Below are 17,976 nucleotides of genomic sequence, written 5' to 3'. Positions count from 1 at the left end.
ATCTGGAGGGGACGCGGTGAGCGAGTACGCCCGTTTCGCTTGGAGCCTGGACCCGTGCGGGTGATCTCCAAGAAACCGTTGCGGGATTTTTGGCAGCGGCATCCCGAGGCGCGGCCCGCGCTGGAAGACTGGTTTCGCAAGGCCAGCGCCGTGCAAGCCCACTCCTTCGCGCAGTTGCGCGAGACCTTTGGTTCGGCGGATTACGTCGATGGCTTCACCATCTTTGACGTGGGCGGTAACCGCTACCGCATCGCCGCCGTGGTGCACTACGATGGCCAACGCCTGTATGTCCGGCAGGTGATGACCCATGCTGAGTATGATCGCAATCACTGGAGACGACCATGAACGCACCCTTGTCGATGCAGCAACTGGTGCCGGCCTGGCAATCTCTGCAGGCGGTGGCCCCGCTGACCCACATCAGCAACGAAGCGGAGTACGCGCGCATGACGCAGTTGTTGCACCAATTGCTCGACGTGGTGCGCGACGATGCGCGCCATCCACTCTACTCTATGGTTGCCGTGGTGGGCGATGTGATCGAAACCTATGAACGCGATCAGGACCCAGTCACAGATCTTGAGGTGCCGCAATGGCCGACCTGAGTGCTTGGACACCATCGGAGCCGGTCTATCTGCTCGATGATCTCTGCCGCGGCTATGCCCGCGCCTCGGTCAACGAAGTCTGGTTCCGCCAATCCTGGCACGGCGGCGTGCTGACAGTCGATCTGAATCTGCGCGCCGAGGCGCCCGAAGTTTTCGCCACCCACCCGCTAGGCTCGCGCGTGCGCGCCGCGCTGGAAGGCGATGCCGCCGACCCAGCCATCATCGCCAGCTTTGCCGAGCACATTGCCACCGACCCCGGCCCAGTGCTGGTGTTTCTCGATGACGACCATAACGCCGATCACGTCCAGCGCGAGCTGGAAGGCTACGCGCCCCTGGTGGGCGCGGGCGACTGGCTGATTGTTGCCGATACCGTCTTTGCCGACCTGCATGGCACCCCGGTTGGCCAGCCGACGGAGAAAGACCCCGATGTGCACCACTCCAACCCGCGCGTGGACTGGAGCGGTTTTTGGCCGCGAACCCAGAGTTCCAGCGCGTCGAAGCGCCCTTTCCCTATGGGCCAGGGAATTTCCCCGACGGGTTTCTGCGCCGTTGCGGGGCTGGGTAAATGACCGGGCCTGTTGCGCTGCTCCAACTCGGGGCGACACAAGCACCGCCGTTGTTGCTGCTGCCCGGAGCGCTGACCACGGCGCAGGCACTGCGGCCGGTTGCGCAGGTGCTGGCGCAGCGGTGGCGGAACGCTCACCCGCCCAGTGCTTTTTCGCCGACTATGCGCGTGAGCTGTTTGGCTACGTACAGCTGCCCACCGCATCTGCAACTCAATGACCCCATGACGCCGAGCAGCTACGAGCCCACCGCCTTGCGCGCGGCTTTGCTTGAGGCGGTGGATGAGCAGCAGTTGTGCCGCCGTGCGCAGCGCGGCGAGGGGTTTGCCGACTGGTTTCAGTCATGGTGGCAGGACCAATGCGCGCAAGCCAGATCCAACGCCAGCACACAGCTGGTTCTGAAACATCCCCTGCTGGCCTTCGTGATGCCTGAGATGGCCGCCGTCTGTAACCCCCGCTGGCTGATCATGATGCGCCCGTTCAGCGCCATCGAAACATCGCGACAGCGCCGTGGTTGGGGGGCGCCCTACGGCGCCGCAGGCGCGAGCAGACTCTATCAGGCCATCTTCGAACACCTCCTCGCCCAGCCTGATGACGCACTGATGCTGAATTTCGAGCGCTTTCGCCAGGACCCTGCCTCACGCAAACGGCTCATTGATTGGCTCGGCTTAGCACCGAGCGCACAGGGACAAGTTCAGGCCGACGCCTGGGTGCGCGGTAAGCGGCGCCATGCCATGGCGGCGACTCCACCTGACGCGGCGCAGCTCACCCAAAGCCGGGGCCAGCGCCAGCTCAAACACGGCCAGCCGATGGAATCGGCCGAGGACAACCTCGCCGAGTTGACGCGCCAGGCCGAGGCGTTCGCGGCCAAGCAGCTGCCGATGTTGAAGGCGTTGGGGGTGGTGTAGGGTAGGGGATGCGCTACCAGGCACTCACAGGTTCAATTGTAGTTGCGGATGAAGGCCGGCGCGCGTGGCCAAGGTCAGCAGCATGTCCAGGCTGAAATCTTCCACCTTGCCTTTGACCAAACGGGACACCCGGGGTTGGGTGATTCCCAACTGACGCGCGGCCTCTGCTTGCGTCCAGCCCTTGGCCTTGAGTTGCTGGGCCGTGCGAATCATGACCTCGGTGCGCATTTTCATCACCTCCGCCTCGGCCGGGTCGAAGCCGAGATCAGCGAAGACGTTGCCACTGCTTTCGATCATGCGGGTATCGGCGTCTTTCATGGAGCGTCTCCAATCAGCTTGTAACGTTTGGCGGCCAGGTCGATATCCGTTTTCGAACATTTGGCGAACATTTGGGGCCAGGCTCGAATTGTTTTTTTAGCCCCCCCTTTGACACCTTAATACCATGGGCAAGGACGCCCAAACCCCATTCCCAAACCCCGCTCCCGTTCATGGGGGGCGGGGTTTTTCGTGTTTGGGTTGGCGGTGCGCACTGCTCGCGGCCAAAGCCGCGCCCACCCATGGCATCGAATCGGCTAAACTTCCGGCATGACAGCCGACACCCAAACACCCGACACCGGCGCGCAGTCAGGGAGCCCCTGATGAGCCACGACCAGAACTTCAAAAACCTCATCCTCGACTATCCACGCCAGGCCATCGAGTTTGCCGCCGCCAGCGAAGCGGCACGGCTTGATAATCAGGTGCGCATCCTGCCGCTGCGCGAGGAGCAGCTCAAAGAGCGCCTCGGCGAGCGCTTTCGGGAGTTGGACGTGCCGCTGTTGCTCGAATGGCCCGATGGCCGCCGCCAGGCACTGCTGTTTGTTTTCGAGGAAGAAACCGAGCCCGGGCGCTTCTCCATCCATCGCCTGGCCCATTACTGCCTGGACCTCTCCGAGCTCTACCAGACCGAGCGCGTGGTGCCGGTGGTCATCTTCCTGCACCCCGGTGGCTTCCGCGAAACGCTCAGCCTCGGCAGCGACACGCGCGCCTATTTACAGTTCAGCTATCTGGCCTGTGCGCTGTTCGGGCTCCAGGCGCGCGATTACTTCGACAGCCCCAACCTGGTCGCGCGGTTGAACCTGCCCAACATGCAGTATGCGCCCGAGGAGAAGGTTGAAGTCTACGCCCAAGCCGTGCGCGGCCTGCGCACGCTGGAACCCGACCGCGAGCGGCAGATCAAATACCTCGACTTCGTCGACATCTATGCCGCTCTTGATGAGAATGAACGCCAGCGCTACCAGCAACACTATGCCGAGGAGATCGAGACCATGAGCGCGTTTGCTGATCGTTTTATTGAACAGGGTTTGCAACAGGGAGTGCAGCAGGGTTTGCAGCAGGGTTTGCAGCAGGGCGAAGCCCGGACAATCCTTCGCTTGCTTGATCAAAAATTTGGCCCCGAGGCCGCGCAGGCACATCGCGCGCTCATTGAAACGGCTGAGCTTGAGCAACTGGAAACCTGGCTCGATCGCATCCTTACCGCCGAGACCCCCGAGACGATTTTTCACTGACTCAATCGGCCCCGAGAATCTCGCGCACAGTCATCTCCGGCAGCTGTAATGGTCAAAAAATCCGATGACCATTGAACTGTGTATTTTAGCGTTACTGTCAAGCGTATTTTAGGTCATCGCGGCGGGCCGAACAGCGGTTCGTCACCCGAAATCGGTTCTCGAAGCGCGCTTCCGGCTCGGCACCAGGCCACATTTCCGAATTCCAGGCGCAAGCCATACTCGGCTGTCGGCGCCGAAATCCGCGACCCGAGACCCGCAAGCTTCAGATCAGAGTGCTAAGCCGCCCAGCGATAACTGCTATGCAGCCCGCCAAGCCACTGCTTGCGGAGCAGTTTTCGCGGGGTTTTGAAAAACTCAGGATCGTTCGCTGCCGGATTATCGGTGAGGTCCGGCAAGATTGGCGGCTCGACACCATTGGCCATGTGCGGGCGGGCGGTGTTGTAGTACGCTCGGAACTCGACCAACAGCCGGTTCAAATGGCGATCATTGAGCGGCTGAACATAGCGCAGCAGATCCTCATCAAGGGTACGGTGAAAACGCTCGACAATCCCGTTCTGCCAGGGACACTTGTAGCCGATGCGAATCGGCGTGATGCCCATGGCCGGCAGGGTTTGCTTGACGATGGGTAGAAAGGAGGTGTCGCGATCCATCAGGATCGCCTCCGGCAGCACATTCAAATCCATGAAGGCATTGCGCAGTTGTTGCGCGACCCAGGCCGCCGTGGGATGGTAAGTCGCGCGTGACCAGTGCAAGACCCGACGTCCGTGGTCAGTCAGATTCAAGATATAAAGCGTGTTCCCGGCCAAGTCCAAGGTGACTTTGAAATCGATGGCCATCACATATTGGTTGTAGAGAATGGTCAACCAACCCGGCTCTGACTCGCGCGGCGGTTGCTTGCCTTTGGGACGCGGCTCAAAGCCGTGGGCTTTCAGAATCCCGGCCACGGTGTTTTTGGTGATGTGGAACTGAAGCTCGCCGCCGTCCCCTGGCTTTCAGCCAGCGGATGAAGGTCATCGGGCTGAACCGCAAAAAACGCGTCAGCCAAGGAAAGGGCCGACGCAGCCAGGCGATCAGCCATTTCTGCCAGGCCGCGAGCCTAGGCAACTTCCTCACCAGCCGTCGCTTGGCTGGAGGCGTCCCGCGCCCATCGGCTGAGATCACCTTCTGGCGAAGGCTTTTGAGTTCCAGCGAGAGCACCTTCAGCTGCAAGCGCCGCTTGGCCCAAGCGACGCGGTCGCGCCGGTAGCGCCGAACGCTGAACAACCCCACAATCACTCCGCTGGCAAAGGCCAGCAGGAGTATCCACCACGGCATCGTGATTCCTCCAGTCGGCAAAAAGCGGCGGAGGATACGCGAGGTAACTTGCGCTATTCAAGGAAAGTTGGCAGAATTTGCCATCATTGTTGCTTCAGGGAGCCGTGCGATGCCCACGCGCAATGTTGTGCTGACGGATGTGCAAGCGAAGTTTGTCGAACAGATGGTCGCCAGCGGCCAGTACCAAAATGCCAGTGAAGTGCTGCGCGAGGGGCTGCGTCTGGTGCAAACGCGTGAGGCGGAGCAAGCGGCGAAGCTCGCCGCCTTGCGTGAGGCCGTGGCGGTGGGCATTGCCGACATCGAGGCGGGGCGTTACACCGAATTTGATAATGCCGAAGCGCTGGATGCGCATTTGCGCGCATTAGCGGACGAAGCCATCGCGTCCGCATGAGGCTTTCTTGGCAGGTGCGCCTTTCTCCGCTAGCCGAGCGCGACTTCTTCGATATTTTGCGCTGGACCACCGAGCATTTTGGCAAAAGGCAAGCGCGGGTGTATGCCACGACGCTGCGTTTAGCCTTAAAGGTGTTGGTCGATGGGCCGGGCGCACAGGGAAGTATCGCCCGTTCCGAGCTTGGGGCGAATATTCTGACGTTGCACGTCGCGCGCAATCGGCCCAAAGGCCGACACTTCATCGTCTATCGTGCTCACGAGGACAATCAATGTATTGAAGTAATCCGCATCCTGCACGACAGCATGGACTTGGCGCGCCATATCCCGCTTGCAGCGACTGACTGAAGCTGTTTCAGTTGTCGCGTTGACGGCATTGGACTGAACCATCCCGTGGATTGCTTGACCTCATCTGACGCGTCAGCCTCCCGCACGCTCACCCTCCGCGAGTCCCTCGCCCAAGCCACCACCCACCACCGCGCCGGCAACCTGCCCGTCGCTGCCCAGCTCTACCAAGCTATCCTCACCGCCGCCCCGCAGCATGCCGAGTCCTGGCACCAGCTCGGGCTGATCCACCTGCAACAAGGCGACCTCGGCCGCCCGCGCGAGGCGCTCGCCGCCTACGACCACGCCGCGCAGCTTCAACCCAACTATCCGGAAGCCCACCGCGGCCGCGCGCATAGCCTGAGCCAGCTCAGTCGGTTACAGGACGCCCTAGCCGCCATCGACCAGGTCCTTGCCCTGCTCCCCGAGGACATCGCCAGCCACATCCAGCGCATCGTCCTGCTCAAACGCCTCGACCGCCTGGACTCAGCACTCACCGCCAGCGACGAAGCCCTAGCCCGCTTCCCCCAGGAGGCCGCCCTCTCCATCACCCGTGGTGGTGTGCACAAAGCCCAAGGCCGCATCGACGCCGCCTGCGCCGACTACCAGCGGGCGCTGACCCTGCAACCGCACAACGTCGAAGCCCTGATCAACCTGATCCAAGAACGCCGCCTGCCTCCCGACTACCCGGCACTCGCCCCGCTGCAAGCTGCCCTCCAACAACCCAGGCTTGATGTAGTGCGCCGCAAAGACCTGCACTTCGCGCTGGCCACCCTGCACGACCAACGCCACGAAACCGACGCCGCCTTCCATCACTACCAGGCCGGCCATGCCGCCCGCGCCGAGCACCTGCGCCACCGCTACGACACCCAACAAGCCCGCGCCCGCCTCACCCGCCTGTGCCAGACCTGCACGAAAGACTTCTTCACCGCCCGCCGCGACTGGGGCCACCCCAGCACCCGGCCGATCTTCATCCTCGGCATGCCCCGCTCCGGCAACACCCTGACCGAGCAGATCCTCGCCAGCCACCCCGCCGTCGCCGCCGGCGGGGAATTGCCCGACATCGCCCGCCTGGCCCAGCGCTGGACCCGCCGCCCTGAAGCCCTGACCGCCACCGAGGTGCAACACCTGGCCGAGCGCTATCTGGAAAGGCTCACCCGCATCGATCCCGACGCCCCGCACGTCACCGACAAAATGCCGCACAACTTTGAGCACCTGTGGCTAATCGCGCTGCTCTTCCCCCAGGCCACCGTGCTGCACTGCCAGCGCGACCCGCTCGCCACCTGTTTGGTCCATCTACAGCCACAACTTCGCCACCGGTCATGCCTACGCCGATGACCTGATCACATTAGGCGAGCACTACCGCGACTACCAAACCCTGATGGCCCACTGGCAGCAAGTGCTGCCGCTGACCATCCACCCCATCCCCTACGAGGCCCTGGTCCGCGACCCCGAGCCCCAGATCCGCGGTAGTCTCCGAGCTGACGCCTTTGGTGGCGCATGCGCGGGGGAGGTCAACCAGCCGATCTATACCCGAGCCATTGACGCCTGGCGGCAGTATGAGGCGCAACTGGGGCCGTTGGTGGGGGTGTTGGCTTGCGCAAGCACCGGGTAATGAACGCCGCTTACAATCTTGCATACTTGAAGCTCCATTGGATTGCTCCGATGGTTTTTCCGGGGTGCCGTTGTCATCCGGGTCGCCGATGTTTGGATCGGGATCAACCCGAAAAACCACCAGGATTTCCTCATGGTAAATCTCGATACGCTTGACAAGCGCGCGAATGATGCCGCGCTTGGTCTCGAAATCCAGGCCGGTTAAACGTTCCTGAATCGCGGCGGCAAATTCCTCCAGCCGATTGATCACCAGAAACAGTTCGGCCTGGCCAGCATCTTGTTGGCGAGCTGTCTCAATCTGAATGTGAAGTTGCTCGAGTTTGCTATTGAGCTGCGCCATTTTGGGATCGAAGTCGCTTTTATCGATTAACCCCTCGGTATAGCTATCGATCAGCCGCGATTTCCCTTGTTTCAGGTGCTGGTGCTGTTTTTCCAGCACATCTGTATCGGTGTGCGACGCATGAGCCTGCTGCAGGCGATTGAGGCGCTGTTCATATTCCTGCTGCAAGCGCTCAGGCTGTTGTAACAACGCCAGGACTTGCTCCCACACCAGGTCATCGAGCCGGCTGGTGCGCACTTGCTTGTTGTCGCAAATACGCTCACCGCCAAAGCGATAGGCATCGGTGCCGACGCAGCGATAATAGGCATAGCATTGTCCACCTTTGGCCGCGCTTTTGCTGACAGGCTTGCCATAATACGCATAGCGGCAGTGCCCGCAGACGATGAGCCCTTGCAGGAGATGGCGCGCGCCGCGCCGGCGTTGGCGTGCCAGGCGGCGATTCTCCTCCAATTGCTCCCCCACGGCGAGAAACAGCGCTTCGCTGACCAGCGGCGGGACAGGGATCTCAATCCAGTCCGCGCGCGGGGTACGCACGACGGAGGTGGCCTTCTTGGGCGTTTCGGCGCTGTGGCGGGCGGGGCGCACGCGCGGGCGGTGCGGCTGTGACTGGGTCTTGCCGAAGGCGGCACGACCCATATAGGCCGGGTTCTGCAGCATTCCCCACACCACACTGCGGTCCCAATGCGCTTTGCCGGTGGCGGTGGGAATGCCCTCGGCATCAAGCCGGCGGGTCACTTCGCCGATACTGAAGCGATCCACGCCAACCCAATGAAAGATTTGCCGCACGGTGGCCGCTTGGGACAGATCAATCACATACTGCGCCGGTGCGCCATCGAGTTGCTTGCGCTGATAGCGATAGCCGTAAGGCGCGCCGCCAAGCACATTGACGCGCCCATGACGCGCGCCATGCAATTTCCCGCGACGGTTGCGCTCCATGATCTTCGCCCGCTCGTATTCGGCAATCATGCCTTGCATCTGTAATAACAGGTCTTCTTCCGGGCTCACACCGCCGGCATGATTGAGAAAGACAACGGTGACACCGGTTTGCTGGAACTCTTCCAACAGCAGGGCCTGATGGGCGTATTTCCGCGCCAGGCGATCCGGGGCCAGCACATAGAGCCGATCAATCAAGCCCATGGCCGCGCGATCGCGCAACCGCTCCAGTTGCGGGCGAATGAGGGTCGCGCCGCTGACACCAGCGTCGATGAAACACTGCTCTTCGGGAAGCTGTTCGCCATCACTGGCAATGCGCGCTTTCAGCGCCGCAACCTGGCTGTCGATGGTGCCGGCCTTGGCCTGGCGATCGGAGGAGACACGGGCATAGAGGGCGACGTTCAGGGGCTGGCTCATCGCGCACCTCGGCGCTGTTGGCGCTGTGGTAGAGCGGTCTTTGCCGCAGCAGGAGCCGTTTCGATTGGGCGTGATTCCGTCGGCTTGAGCTGGGCGTAGATCTCGCTCAAGCGTTCGGCTGAAAACCGGTTCGGTTCAAAGGCAATGCGCACCGACAACGCCCGCTGTGGTCGCTTCATCACTGAGCCTCCCGCGTCGTGGGGACGTCAATGACCAGCCGAATCTCGGCATCCACCGTCCCCTGAAAGCCCCACGAGAGACAGGCTCGCGCGACCCGTAGGCCCCATTGTACGCGGGAGTTTGCTACGTTGTTGGTGGCGTTGTCGCTCCCATCTTATCCAGCGAATCGGCTACACTCTGCCGCTGCGCGAGGAGCAGCTCAAAGAGCGCCTCGGCGAGCGCTTTCGGGAGTTGGACGTGCCGCTGTTGCTCGAATGGCCCGATGGCCGCCGCCAGGCACTGCTGTTTGTTTTCGAGGAAGAAACCGAGCCCGGGCGCTTCTCCATCCATCGCCTGGCCCATTACTGCCTGGACCTCTCCGAGCTCTACCAGACCGAGCGCGTGGTGCCGGTGGTCATCTTCCTGCACCCCGGTGGCTTCCGCGAAACGCTCAGCCTCGGCAGCGACACGCGCGCCTATTTACAGTTCAGCTATCTGGCCTGTGCGCTGTTCGGGCTCCAGGCGCGCGATTACTTCGACAGCCCCAACCTGGTCGCGCGGTTGAACCTGCCCAACATGCAGTATGCGCCCGAGGAGAAGGTTGAAGTCTACGCCCAAGCCGTGCGCGGCCTGCGCACGCTGGAACCCGACCGCGAGCGGCAGATCAAATACCTCGACTTCGTCGACATCTATGCCGCTCTTGATGAGAATGAACGCCAGCGCTACCAGCAACACTATGCCGAGGAGATCGAGACCATGAGCGCGTTTGCTGATCGTTTTATTGAACAGGGTTTGCAACAGGGAGTGCAGCAGGGTTTGCAGCAGGGTTTGCAGCAGGGCGAAGCCCGGACAATCCTTCGCTTGCTTGATCAAAAATTTGGCCCCGAGGCCGCGCAGGCACATCGCGCGCTCATTGAAGCGGCTGAGCTTGAGCAACTGGAAACCTGGCTCGATCGCATCCTTACCGCCGAGACCCCCGAGACGATTTTTCACTGACTCAATCAGTCCCGAGAATCTCGCGCACAGTCATCTCCGGCAGCGCCACCGCCGCAGCCAGCGCCGCGCTGGACGGGGGTGGATTAGCACGGGCGAGGAAGCGCACGCGCAGGCACACCGCCGGCGGCACCAGCCCATGGCTAACGCGCCTCCCGCCCGAGCCAGGCCAAGCCCACCCGGGCAGGCACACCGCCCGCGACGGCGCTTCTGCCGCACTGACCAGACGCTCCAGCAGCTGCGCCTGCGTCTCCCCGGGCTGGCACAAGGCCGCCACCCGATCCTTAAAGCCCGCCGTGGCGCGCACGCAATACATGGTCTTGCCCCTGTTAGACACCTGTTTAATCCCGGTTAAACAGCGGTAAAACCGCTGTCAAACCCTAGTGTAAAACAGCTGTTTGACAGCCCTTGTCGCATGCGCCTAGGCAGCCATGGGGAAGCTCACCGCGGTGGCGGCCGGCAAGCCCACCAGCCCGAGCAGGGCGCGCTCCCATTGCTCCAAAGCGGCGCGCGTCTCAGCGCGGTAATGGTATTGGTTGAAAACCCCCACGATGCCCGTCTTGCCATGCCCGATCGTGCGCTCGGGGATTTCGAGAGCGCCCTGGCCGCCCTGCAAGGCCTGCGCGAGGCCGGCGCGCATGTGTTCAACACCCAACCCGGACTCGGCGCGCGCCTGGAGCAACTGCAAAAGCACCCCAAGGACCAGGTGAATTATCTCTATCACGAATCCTTCAACGGCGCCTGGACCCTGTTTTACTGCACCGACGTGATGCACGAAGCAGCGCTCGGCAAGCTCACCTACCTGGCCAGCGCCACCCTGCCGGAGAACTTCGATTCCGCGCTGCCGCCCGCGATGCGCGAGCAACTCGAGCGTGCCCCCGACCCGGCGCTGCGTGAGTTGTACAAAGACCTGCTGATTAACCAAAGCTTTCGCCGCGATGTCTTCGTCCGCGGTGCCGCGCCGCTATGGAACGGCTAGCGCCTGGCCCGCTGGGGCGGGCGCGGCTTCCAACTGTTGCAGCCGGCGGAGCGGATCGAACTGACCTTCAAGACCACGCTGGGCGAGCTCTCCGGGCAAGAGGCCATCTACCGCCCGCTGATCGACGCCCTGGCCGAGGGACCGCGCACCCTCGATGAACTGCAACAGGCGCTTCCGGCGCTCAACATTCCCTCCCTGGTGGAGGCGCTCAGCCTGCTCGCCCACAGCGGCGCCGTGGGTATGGCGCAACTGGCCCCGGTGACCGAACCGGCTCAGCGGTTCAACCGGGTCGTGGCCGACCTGGTGACGCGCGGGGCGCCCTACAACACGGCCGCCGCGCCCGGGTTAGGCAGCGGCCTGAGCCTGGCCGACATCGATTGGATGGCGCTGGATGCCCTGCACCAAGGCGCCACCGACCTCCCGGCCCTGGTGGCCGGCGTCACCACGCGCCTGGCTGCCCTCAACCGCGGGCTGCTCAAAGACGGCAACAGGGTACCGGTCGGCGCCGAACAAGACGCCGAACTGAGCAATCGCCTGCAACCCTTCCTCGAGTCCACCCTGCCAAGGCTGCGCGCGCTGGGCGCGGTGGCTTAGTCACTGCGCGGCAGTGGCCTACGGTCGCCGCAACACCTCAATCAAGGGCTTTAGCTGGCGTTCATAGGCGCGCCAGTGGTCATCGGCGTGGCGGTAGATCGGCTGATTGACCTGCGAAGCACTGGCAGTCTTGACCGCGCGCTTGGTCTGGTGGGGAGCCAGGCAGGCCGGCTCAAACTCAAGCCCGCAGTGCGCAAGTAGGGCGCGAATCTGGGGTTCGGGATCATTGACCAGGGCGTCGTAGCGCAGGGGATGAATCTCAATCGGCAACACCTGTTGCCAATGCGCCATCAGGCTCTGGTAGTCGCGATAGTGCTCACCCAGGGTCACCAGATCATCGGCGTAGCCATGGCCCTTGGCAAAGTTGTGACGATAGATCGACCAGCAGGTCGCAATGGGGTCGCGCTCGCAATGTATCACCCGGGCGTTTGGAAACAGCAGTGCGACCAGCCACAGATGCTCGAAATTATGCGGCATCTTGTCGCTGACCCGCGCGGCTGTAGTGTTGGCCTGGTGCAGCGCGGCCAGATAGTCTTCTGCCAGCGCCTGGGCAGCGGTTGCTGTCAGCGTGGTCAATTGCGGCTGCACGCGCTGCGCCAACTCGGAGAGCGCTGCCAATTCGCCGGCGCCATGCACCTGCGAATGACTGGCCAGAATCTGCTCGGTCAGACTGGTGCCCGAACGCGGCATGCCGACGATGAAGATCGGCCGGGTGCTCGGATGGCCCCAGTCGCGCCGGGCGGCGAGAAAGGCAGGCGTGATCCTCTGGATCAGTGCCTGACAGTCCGCCCGGGATTGCTCCGCGTTCCAGGGTTGCTCATGACGGCGAGCGCGCAATACACGGGCGCGCTGATAATGCGTAAAGGCCGCGTCGGGGCCTTGGCGATCAGCATACAGTCGGCCAAGCGCGAAATGGTAATACTGCGCGTCTTTCTCTCTCACCCAAGGCTTCGCCAGAGCAGCTTCCAGGATGTCCACCGCTGGATGATCGGGTGCGACGCGCTGCTCGCAGCAATAGCCAGCCAGGGCTCTCGGCTCAGTTGGGCGGAGTTCCAACGCCCGCCTTAAATCGCGCAGGGCGGCATCGATATATCCGGCGTCTTTCTGCATCATGCCGCGATTCGAGTAAGCCTCGGCAAACTCCGGCTTCAGGCGCAACGCCTGCTCACAGGCGACAAGTGCCTCTTTGAGGCGCGCCAAAGCTCTTAAGACAACACCGTAATGGCAATGGTAGGCGGCAACCTGATCGTTCTGCGCAATCGCGCGGCGGATCAGCGCCTCGGCTTGGACCAAATCGCCGCGCTGATACATGATCAGCCCCAGCACGTGGAGGGCATCGGGATGCTCGGGGTGTTGGGAGAGCAACGTGCGGCAGTCCCCCTCTGCCGTCTGAAGGTCGCCGCGCTGAAAGGCGCTTGTGGCCGGTGCGAAAAGCCGGTTGATGGCGTCGCGGTGTCCAGGTCCTTGCGCTGCCGTGATGCCCGACCGTGATTTGGCTTTCTTGTTGCGTTTTTCGCCTGCCAGCGTTGGCTGAAGCGCGACGGCTTGGCCTTCTCATCCTGACGCGCCTCGAGCTGTGCGCTTGTTCGGCCATGATGGATGTTCTGCGCCCCTGAGCTGTCAATCTGCTGAGCCAACTGCCCGAGCCCGTCTTCACCCAGGCCCGCCGATCGGGCTGCCTCGAGCAAGGCGGAGAGCTCTGATTCCCGCCCACAGCGCACCAGCGCATCGGCGCTGCTGAGCCAGAACTGCGCGATGTGCGGATTGGCCCGGCGCGCCGCTTCAAACAGCGGCAGTGCCGCTTCCACCCGGCCCACCGACACCGCAAGCACGCCCAGGTTGTGATTGGCATCGGGATGCTCGGGCTGCGCCTGCAAGATGGCGCGATAGAGTTGCTCGGCGGCCTGAAGTCGGCCAGCGCGATGGTGTTCAACCGCTTGCGGCAAAGCCTCTTCGAGGGTGAGCTGCGTACCCTGTGGTGGTTGCGGCTGAGTGGCTGGATGCATCGCAAAAGACTCTTGATGTGCTCACTCATGAGCACTGTAGAGGGAAAAAAATCGGGCAAGCCTCAAGTCGTGCGCTTTAGCCTTGCTGATGGGGCTATTTTAAGGCATCTCGGGAAAGGCGAGCGGGATTTGCCACCCGCAGTCGCTCTCAAACTGAGCGTAATCACGATAATTGCGGGACCCATTTCCAAGCCATTTGAAGGACATGGAATGCGTGTGGGATCACGGGGGCCGTTACTGGCCGACAGCGGGAAGCCGGAATCGTGAACCACGCTCCCCCCCTGAGGGGGGAGAGACGCAGCGGGTTCAGTTGCCTCTAGCGCTCTGGCGAATGGCGCGAGCGAGGGTGTAGCGGGCATAGCGCTCGGCATCGGCTCCGCGACGCGGGGACGCGCGCTCGAGCAAGCGCTGGTAGACCGTGGTCGGTGCAAGGCCCGCCTCAAGAGCGCCGCAGACCCAGCCCCATTCGCGGGCGGATTCGGACGGATCCCCGGTGGATAAGCGCGCCCGTGGAGCGCAGTTGACGACTGGCGGCGGAGCCGGAGCCATCGTTGGCAAGGCCGGAGTTGGATCCCAGACGCGCTCCTGCGGGCTTGGTCGCCGAAGGACATTGACCCACTCCCCGCCACGCTTGGCATTCTTCATCCCGGCGAGCCGACCGAGGTGCTCACCGGAGACCGAGCCCGGATCGGCGCCAACGCGCGGGATCAGCCAACGCTGCACATCACAGCGCTGCGCCTCATCGAGCGCGCGGGTCAGCCGTAGCCACAGGTGGCAGCCCCCGAGCGTCGAAGTCTGCACCACCAGGGCCGCATAGTGCCGAGCGATGCGCTGCGCCATCGGCCGTGCGACATCATCGAGAAACACCATTGGCCAGGGATAGCCGCGGGCTGGACGGATATAAATATCGGCCTGTTGGACATTGCGCGCTCTGGCCAGCCCCAACGGAAGCTGATCCAAAGAGCGATCATGGAACCACAGCATCGTCGCCTTGGCGGTGCGCACCGCCAAATCGGCACGCACGATGCCAGCGTCGTGCCATGCCTCAAGCATCACGGCGGTGTGTCTTGCCGCTGTCATGGCCTGGTGCGGGCGCTCAGCGCTCAAGCGGCTCATCAGGCGCCCGCCCTGGCACTCGGGCGTTGGCGGGCGTTGCCCGCCGCTGAACCAAACACCTCAAGGTAGAGTTGTTCATCGAGCTGCGCGCGTTCGAGCCGAGCAGCCTGCGCCAGCAATTCTGCCGCCATGGTCGTAAGCACGCGATAATTGCCCAACGCATGCTCAGCGAGCGTCTTCATCAGCCCTGCGCTCATCAGACTCGCATTGCCGGCACTGTGTTGTAAATGCTCCAGGCAGGCGACCAGCGCCTCGCGACTGGCATACTCCATACTCAGGCGCGTACGGATACGACTGCCCAGCGGCAGCAACTCCTCACGGCGCAGCTTGGTCGCCAGGCGGCCATCGCCGGCCAGGATCACGCTCAACAACGTGCGCGAATCGAACTGCATGGAGGTCAGCAGACGCAGCTCATTGAGCACCGTCGGATGCATCTCCTGCGCCTCGTCGATGAGCAACACCGGGCGCAACAGCGTCGTCTCCAGATGCGCCAGCCAGCGCTCGCGCAGGATCTTGAAGCCACCCCAGCGGTTATGGGGCTTGAGGTCAACGGCGAACAGATCGCCCATCTCGCGGTAGAAGTCCGCCACCTTCGAGCTGGGATGCGTGAGCGCCCCAACGCTGATATCGGGCAGCTGGCGCAGACGCTCATCGAGCAGGCGCAGTACCGCACTCTTGCCGGTACCCGGATCACCTTGAATGAGCGCAAAACCGCCTTCGCGGATCAGGCTCTGCTCGATGCGCCAGCAAAACTGCTCCACCGGCGCGCTGCGATGCAGTGCCGCCGTCGGCAGCTCCGGGGAGAACGGATTGAACTTCAGTCCATAGAGGGCCAGCAGGGTCTTGTTCATCGACTGGATTCCAGGTCATCGTGTTTTGGCAGATAGGCCGGCGGCAGACCGGTGGCGGCATACTCGGCGAGCAAGTCGCGCAGCAACGGTGGCAGCGTCGTGGCGCGTTGTGATGGCGGTGGCGGTGCGCCGGCGGGCTCAAGGCGCCGACGCTGCCCGGAGGCATTGGCGGCTTTATCGAGGGGATAGAGGCGGCAGAGGATGGCGCCCGAGTGGGGATCAACCACGTCCACAGCACTCAGATCCCAGCGGGCATAAGCGATATGCAGTTGCTCAAGGTGACGCAAGCGCGCCGGCACCTCGAAGCGCTTGCCCGCCAGGCTGAGCGTCCCATCGCTGCGGCGCTGACGGCGTTGGACGCGACAACGAAAAGCGGCGCGGACCTGCTCGCTGTCCGGACAGGGGCGCCCCACGTTGGGCGCATCGAGAAGACGCGCAAGCGGCGTGGCGGCGGTCTCACTGTGGACCTTGCGGTGGTACTCCTGCTCCACCCACGCCTGAGTGAGGGTGTTGAGCCGCTGCAGGCTCAGCTCCTCCAGCCCCTTAAGCATCGCCATCAGGCGGCCTTCCAGCGTGGCCCAGAAGCGCTCCTGCTTGGCGTTCTGATACGGGCTGTACGGCAGGGTCGGCTCGTGGAGGATGCCCAGCGCATGCAATCCGGCGGTGAATTCCTCGGCCTGCATTGCCGCGCCGTTATCGCTCATCAGGGCGCGCGGCAGCCCGCGCTTGTGCAACGCCTGTCCCAGACCATGCACCAAGGTCTCGGTGGTCTCATCGAGGTACCACTGCAGATGGCAGATCAGGCGCGAGTGATCGTCGATGACCGCCAGCAGCAGGGGCTTGACCCAGACGCCACCCCGGGTGAGGACGTTGCGCGAGCCATGATGAAAGTCCAGATGCCACAAGGCATGGACATACTGGGCTTCATAGCTGCGCACCTCGCAGGCCTCCAGGCGCCGCGCGGCCTGCTCGGCCCCGGGTGTCTTGCGCGCCGGGACACGCCGGCGGTGCAGGCCCGCGCGCTTCATGAAGCGGCGCACGGTGGCATAGGAGGGCAGCGGCCCCAGGGTTTCATCGCCCGCGCACAAGGCGGCGAGGTTGTCGTAATGCAGCTGCACCGTCCAACCGGGGTAGTCGCGGTATTGCGCCTGTACGGCCTCCATCAGGCGCGGGCTCAGCGCGCGCTGCTCCCCGGCATCGCTGCGCCGGCGCGGGCGCAGTGCGGTCACCGGGTCTTGGGCATCGCGTGCGAGGTAATACCAGCGCTCCAAGGTCCCAAAGCTAAAACTGACCGCCCGCCCAGTCACCGGATGACGCCATGACTTGGCCGCTAGCGCCTTCAGCCGCGCGCCCAGCGCGTTCGCCGGCGCAGGATCAGCCAATAAAGGACCAATAATGGCAAAGCGCAACCGCGCCCAACCATCGGGATCACCGAGGCCGTTGTCATCGGACATTCGTCTTCACCTCCCAGTTGTTTCACACATCACCGGGAGTCTAGAAGGCGCCGCCCAGCGGCGCGATGAGGTCTTCTGCGGGTTGGCGTTGCCCTACAGCGAGCCTGTCGCTGTCGTGCTCGGGGCGATCAATATCAGCAGTTGCACGACGCGCTCGGACAACGCTTTTGCGCTCAATTTTTCCAGCAGGGATCCTGGCAGGTGCTCGGTGGCGATCGGCGGCATCAACAGACCAGCCAAGGATCGAAAGCAGCGGGTTTGCACAAACTGCTCACGCCACCAGTGCTGCCACCGCCGCAGGGTTTGGACGGTGACACCGAGCGTCTTGATCAAGCGCTGGCGACGCGATGCGCTCAGCCCGCAATGCAGGGCGGAAATCAGCACGACGATGACCCCGAGATAGACCTTGCGGCCCAGAAACCGAACGGAAGGCGGGGTGCTGCGCCGCCGGCACCCGTCCGCGGCACAGCAGAAACTCAGACGGCTCTGGTAGCTCTCATCCAAGACGCCACGCACAACACCTCGGGGCTTACGCGGATAACGGGCGCTGTGCAACGCACCACCGCAGTCACAGCCGCCCGCGCGGACTTCCTCGGCAATCGACTCGTCGATCCGGGTGAGCAGGTGGTAAAAGTTCGTGTCGGCAAGAAAGGCGTGACACACTGGGACTGTCTCCTGGTTTTTGGCGAAATTCGGAGACAGCCCTCTCGGGCAACTTGCGTCAAGTTGTTTGAGGGGGTTTTTTGTTTTCCCTCACTGAATTTGCTCAGAATCGCGGCCGATTCCCGCAAATAGTCTGCTCAGGCTCATCAAACTGCCCTGGCTGCTGCAGGTTTCACCGTTCGGCCCCTGAGGTTCGCGCCTCGGGGCTTTTTTGTGGG

The 17,976-nt window shown here is 63.1% G+C and carries 23 protein-coding genes and 1 pseudogene; 12 read left to right on the top strand and 12 right to left on the bottom strand.

Annotated features, from left to right (window positions below; all coding sequences use genetic code 11):
• The first annotated feature begins 60 nt into the window (after positions 1–60).
• The 4 genes from Thiosp_RS23980 to Thiosp_RS23965 are packed head-to-tail and all read left to right on the top strand — an operon-like array spanning position 61 to position 2,070.
• Entirely contained in the window at positions 61–345 is a 285-nt protein-coding gene (locus Thiosp_RS23980; protein ID WP_323696750.1) for a type II toxin-antitoxin system HigB family toxin, read from the top strand.
• Positions 342–599 carry a transcriptional regulator, XRE family protein gene (locus tag Thiosp_RS23975; protein WP_201063199.1) on the top strand — a complete coding sequence of 86 codons (258 nt, stop codon included), beginning with the start codon at positions 342–344 and terminating at the stop codon, positions 597–599. The genes Thiosp_RS23980 and Thiosp_RS23975 overlap by 4 nt, the downstream gene beginning before the upstream one ends.
• Positions 587–1,168 carry a CmcI family methyltransferase gene (locus tag Thiosp_RS23970; RefSeq protein ID WP_201063200.1) on the top strand — a complete coding sequence of 194 codons (582 nt, stop codon included), beginning with the start codon at positions 587–589 and terminating at the stop codon, positions 1,166–1,168. Before Thiosp_RS23975 ends, Thiosp_RS23970 begins: the two co-directional genes overlap by 13 nt.
• Positions 1,165–2,070, top strand: coding sequence for a hypothetical protein (locus Thiosp_RS23965; protein WP_323696749.1), 906 nt, complete (start codon positions 1,165–1,167; stop codon positions 2,068–2,070). Before Thiosp_RS23970 ends, Thiosp_RS23965 begins: the two co-directional genes overlap by 4 nt.
• A 24-nt stretch (positions 2,071–2,094) precedes the next feature.
• Here Thiosp_RS23965 and Thiosp_RS23960 read toward each other — a convergent pair whose 3' ends face one another.
• On the bottom strand, positions 2,095–2,388 hold the full coding sequence (locus Thiosp_RS23960; RefSeq protein WP_201067323.1) for a helix-turn-helix domain-containing protein: 294 nt from the start codon (positions 2,386–2,388) through the stop codon (positions 2,095–2,097).
• A gap of 320 nt (positions 2,389–2,708) precedes the next feature.
• Between Thiosp_RS23960 and Thiosp_RS23955 the strand changes: the two genes are divergently transcribed.
• Positions 2,709–3,614, top strand: a complete 906-nt coding sequence (locus tag Thiosp_RS23955) for an RpnC/YadD family protein (protein ID WP_201067325.1) — start codon at positions 2,709–2,711, stop codon at positions 3,612–3,614.
• A gap of 275 nt (positions 3,615–3,889) precedes the next feature.
• Here the strand turns inward: Thiosp_RS23955 and Thiosp_RS23950 are convergent, their stop codons facing one another.
• Positions 3,890–4,558 carry an integrase core domain-containing protein gene (locus Thiosp_RS23950; RefSeq protein WP_323696748.1) on the bottom strand — a complete coding sequence of 223 codons (669 nt, stop codon included), beginning with the start codon at positions 4,556–4,558 and terminating at the stop codon, positions 3,890–3,892.
• A complete protein-coding gene (locus Thiosp_RS23945) occupies positions 4,527–4,928 on the bottom strand; it encodes a hypothetical protein (RefSeq protein WP_242518571.1) in 402 nt (133 codons plus the stop codon). Before Thiosp_RS23945 ends, Thiosp_RS23950 begins: the two co-directional genes overlap by 32 nt.
• 67 nt (positions 4,929–4,995) lie before the next feature.
• On the opposite strand from Thiosp_RS23945, the gene Thiosp_RS23940 reads away from it, so the two are divergent.
• From Thiosp_RS23940 to Thiosp_RS24915, 4 genes are read left to right on the top strand one after another with little or no spacing between them, the layout of a single operon-like run.
• A complete protein-coding gene (locus Thiosp_RS23940) occupies positions 4,996–5,319 on the top strand; it encodes a type II toxin-antitoxin system ParD family antitoxin (protein ID WP_242518573.1) in 324 nt (107 codons plus the stop codon).
• Positions 5,316–5,663: a type II toxin-antitoxin system RelE/ParE family toxin gene (locus Thiosp_RS23935; protein ID WP_207188059.1), complete on the top strand. Its 348-nt coding sequence runs from the start codon at positions 5,316–5,318 to the stop codon at positions 5,661–5,663. The genes Thiosp_RS23940 and Thiosp_RS23935 overlap by 4 nt, the downstream gene beginning before the upstream one ends.
• A 54-nt stretch (positions 5,664–5,717) precedes the next feature.
• Entirely contained in the window at positions 5,718–6,977 is a 1,260-nt protein-coding gene (locus Thiosp_RS23930) for a tetratricopeptide repeat-containing sulfotransferase family protein (RefSeq protein WP_201066838.1), read from the top strand.
• Entirely contained in the window at positions 6,934–7,254 is a 321-nt protein-coding gene (locus tag Thiosp_RS24915) for a sulfotransferase (RefSeq protein ID WP_201066842.1), read from the top strand. The genes Thiosp_RS23930 and Thiosp_RS24915 overlap by 44 nt, the downstream gene beginning before the upstream one ends.
• 594 nt (positions 7,255–7,848) lie before the next feature.
• On the opposite strand, the pseudogene Thiosp_RS24910 reads toward Thiosp_RS24915, so the two are convergent.
• A pseudogene (locus tag Thiosp_RS24910) lies at positions 7,849–8,943 on the bottom strand (recombinase family protein); the annotation flags it as partial.
• A gap of 300 nt (positions 8,944–9,243) precedes the next feature.
• On the opposite strand from Thiosp_RS24910, the gene Thiosp_RS23920 reads away from it, so the two are divergent.
• Positions 9,244–10,098, top strand: coding sequence for a hypothetical protein (locus Thiosp_RS23920; protein ID WP_323696746.1), 855 nt, complete (start codon positions 9,244–9,246; stop codon positions 10,096–10,098).
• A 1-nt stretch (position 10,099) separates the two neighbouring features.
• On the opposite strand, the gene Thiosp_RS23915 is transcribed toward Thiosp_RS23920, so the two are convergent.
• Entirely contained in the window at positions 10,100–10,432 is a 333-nt protein-coding gene (locus Thiosp_RS23915) for a hypothetical protein (protein WP_201067327.1), read from the bottom strand.
• A gap of 84 nt (positions 10,433–10,516) precedes the next feature.
• Entirely contained in the window at positions 10,517–10,645 is a 129-nt protein-coding gene (locus tag Thiosp_RS23910; RefSeq protein WP_274607939.1) for a hypothetical protein, read from the bottom strand.
• 15 nt (positions 10,646–10,660) lie between these two features.
• Between Thiosp_RS23910 and Thiosp_RS23905 the strand changes: the two genes are divergently transcribed.
• Positions 10,661–11,074, top strand: coding sequence for a methyltransferase regulatory domain-containing protein (locus Thiosp_RS23905; protein ID WP_201067329.1), 414 nt, complete (start codon positions 10,661–10,663; stop codon positions 11,072–11,074).
• A gap of 36 nt (positions 11,075–11,110) precedes the next feature.
• Positions 11,111–11,668 (top strand): hypothetical protein, encoded by a 558-nt coding sequence (locus Thiosp_RS23900; RefSeq protein ID WP_201067330.1) that lies wholly within the window; start codon positions 11,111–11,113, stop codon positions 11,666–11,668.
• 18 nt (positions 11,669–11,686) lie between these two features.
• Here the strand turns inward: Thiosp_RS23900 and Thiosp_RS23895 are convergent, their stop codons facing one another.
• The 6 genes from Thiosp_RS23895 to Thiosp_RS23870 form a co-directional block, all read right to left on the bottom strand.
• Positions 11,687–13,033, bottom strand: a complete 1,347-nt coding sequence (locus Thiosp_RS23895) for a tetratricopeptide repeat-containing sulfotransferase family protein (protein WP_201067331.1) — start codon at positions 13,031–13,033, stop codon at positions 11,687–11,689.
• Complete coding sequence (locus tag Thiosp_RS23890; RefSeq protein ID WP_201067332.1) at positions 12,982–13,674, bottom strand: tetratricopeptide repeat protein; 693 nt, start codon at positions 13,672–13,674, stop codon at positions 12,982–12,984. Before Thiosp_RS23890 ends, Thiosp_RS23895 begins: the two co-directional genes overlap by 52 nt.
• Positions 13,675–13,980: 306 nt before the next feature.
• The gene (locus Thiosp_RS23885) at positions 13,981–14,790 is read right to left on the bottom strand and encodes a DNA-primase RepB domain-containing protein (RefSeq protein WP_323696455.1); all 810 of its coding nucleotides are present in this window, start codon (positions 14,788–14,790) and stop codon (positions 13,981–13,983) included.
• Positions 14,790–15,641, bottom strand: coding sequence for an ExeA family protein (locus Thiosp_RS23880; RefSeq protein ID WP_323696456.1), 852 nt, complete (start codon positions 15,639–15,641; stop codon positions 14,790–14,792). Before Thiosp_RS23880 ends, Thiosp_RS23885 begins: the two co-directional genes overlap by 1 nt.
• Positions 15,638–17,095: a DDE-type integrase/transposase/recombinase gene (locus Thiosp_RS23875; protein WP_323696457.1), complete on the bottom strand. Its 1,458-nt coding sequence runs from the start codon at positions 17,093–17,095 to the stop codon at positions 15,638–15,640. The genes Thiosp_RS23880 and Thiosp_RS23875 overlap by 4 nt, the downstream gene beginning before the upstream one ends.
• Positions 17,096–17,188: 93 nt before the next feature.
• The gene (locus Thiosp_RS23870) at positions 17,189–17,758 is read right to left on the bottom strand and encodes a hypothetical protein (protein ID WP_323696484.1); all 570 of its coding nucleotides are present in this window, start codon (positions 17,756–17,758) and stop codon (positions 17,189–17,191) included.
• Positions 17,759–17,976: the final 218 nt, after the last annotated feature.

The sequence above is a fragment of the Thiorhodovibrio litoralis genome (genome assembly GCF_033954455.1).
GTDB lineage: Bacteria > Pseudomonadota > Gammaproteobacteria > Chromatiales > Chromatiaceae > Thiorhodovibrio > Thiorhodovibrio litoralis.
Note: the sequence above shows the minus strand (reverse complement) of the source record. Positions and strands in the feature narration are given on the sequence as shown.

Excerpts from the sequence above, each read along its gene's own strand:
- Thiosp_RS23945 (WP_242518571.1), bottom strand. The coding sequence starts at position 4,928 with ATGCCGTGGTGGATACTCCTGCTGGCCTTTGCCAGCGGAGTGATTGTG.
- Thiosp_RS23885 (WP_323696455.1), bottom strand. The coding sequence starts at position 14,790 with ATGAGCCGCTTGAGCGCTGAGCGCCCGCACCAGGCCATGACAGCGGCA.
- Thiosp_RS23955 (WP_201067325.1), top strand. The coding sequence starts at position 2,709 with ATGAGCCACGACCAGAACTTCAAAAACCTCATCCTCGACTATCCACGC.
- Thiosp_RS23935 (WP_207188059.1), top strand. The coding sequence starts at position 5,316 with ATGAGGCTTTCTTGGCAGGTGCGCCTTTCTCCGCTAGCCGAGCGCGAC.
- Thiosp_RS23875 (WP_323696457.1), bottom strand. The coding sequence starts at position 17,095 with ATGTCCGATGACAACGGCCTCGGTGATCCCGATGGTTGGGCGCGGTTG.
- Thiosp_RS23890 (WP_201067332.1), bottom strand. The coding sequence starts at position 13,674 with ATGCATCCAGCCACTCAGCCGCAACCACCACAGGGTACGCAGCTCACC.
- Thiosp_RS23960 (WP_201067323.1), bottom strand. The coding sequence starts at position 2,388 with ATGAAAGACGCCGATACCCGCATGATCGAAAGCAGTGGCAACGTCTTC.
- Thiosp_RS23965 (WP_323696749.1), top strand. The coding sequence starts at position 1,165 with ATGACCGGGCCTGTTGCGCTGCTCCAACTCGGGGCGACACAAGCACCG.
- Thiosp_RS23970 (WP_201063200.1), top strand. The coding sequence starts at position 587 with ATGGCCGACCTGAGTGCTTGGACACCATCGGAGCCGGTCTATCTGCTC.
- Thiosp_RS23975 (WP_201063199.1), top strand. The coding sequence starts at position 342 with ATGAACGCACCCTTGTCGATGCAGCAACTGGTGCCGGCCTGGCAATCT.
- Thiosp_RS23905 (WP_201067329.1), top strand. The coding sequence starts at position 10,661 with ATGCCCGATCGTGCGCTCGGGGATTTCGAGAGCGCCCTGGCCGCCCTG.
- Thiosp_RS23880 (WP_323696456.1), bottom strand. The coding sequence starts at position 15,641 with ATGAACAAGACCCTGCTGGCCCTCTATGGACTGAAGTTCAATCCGTTC.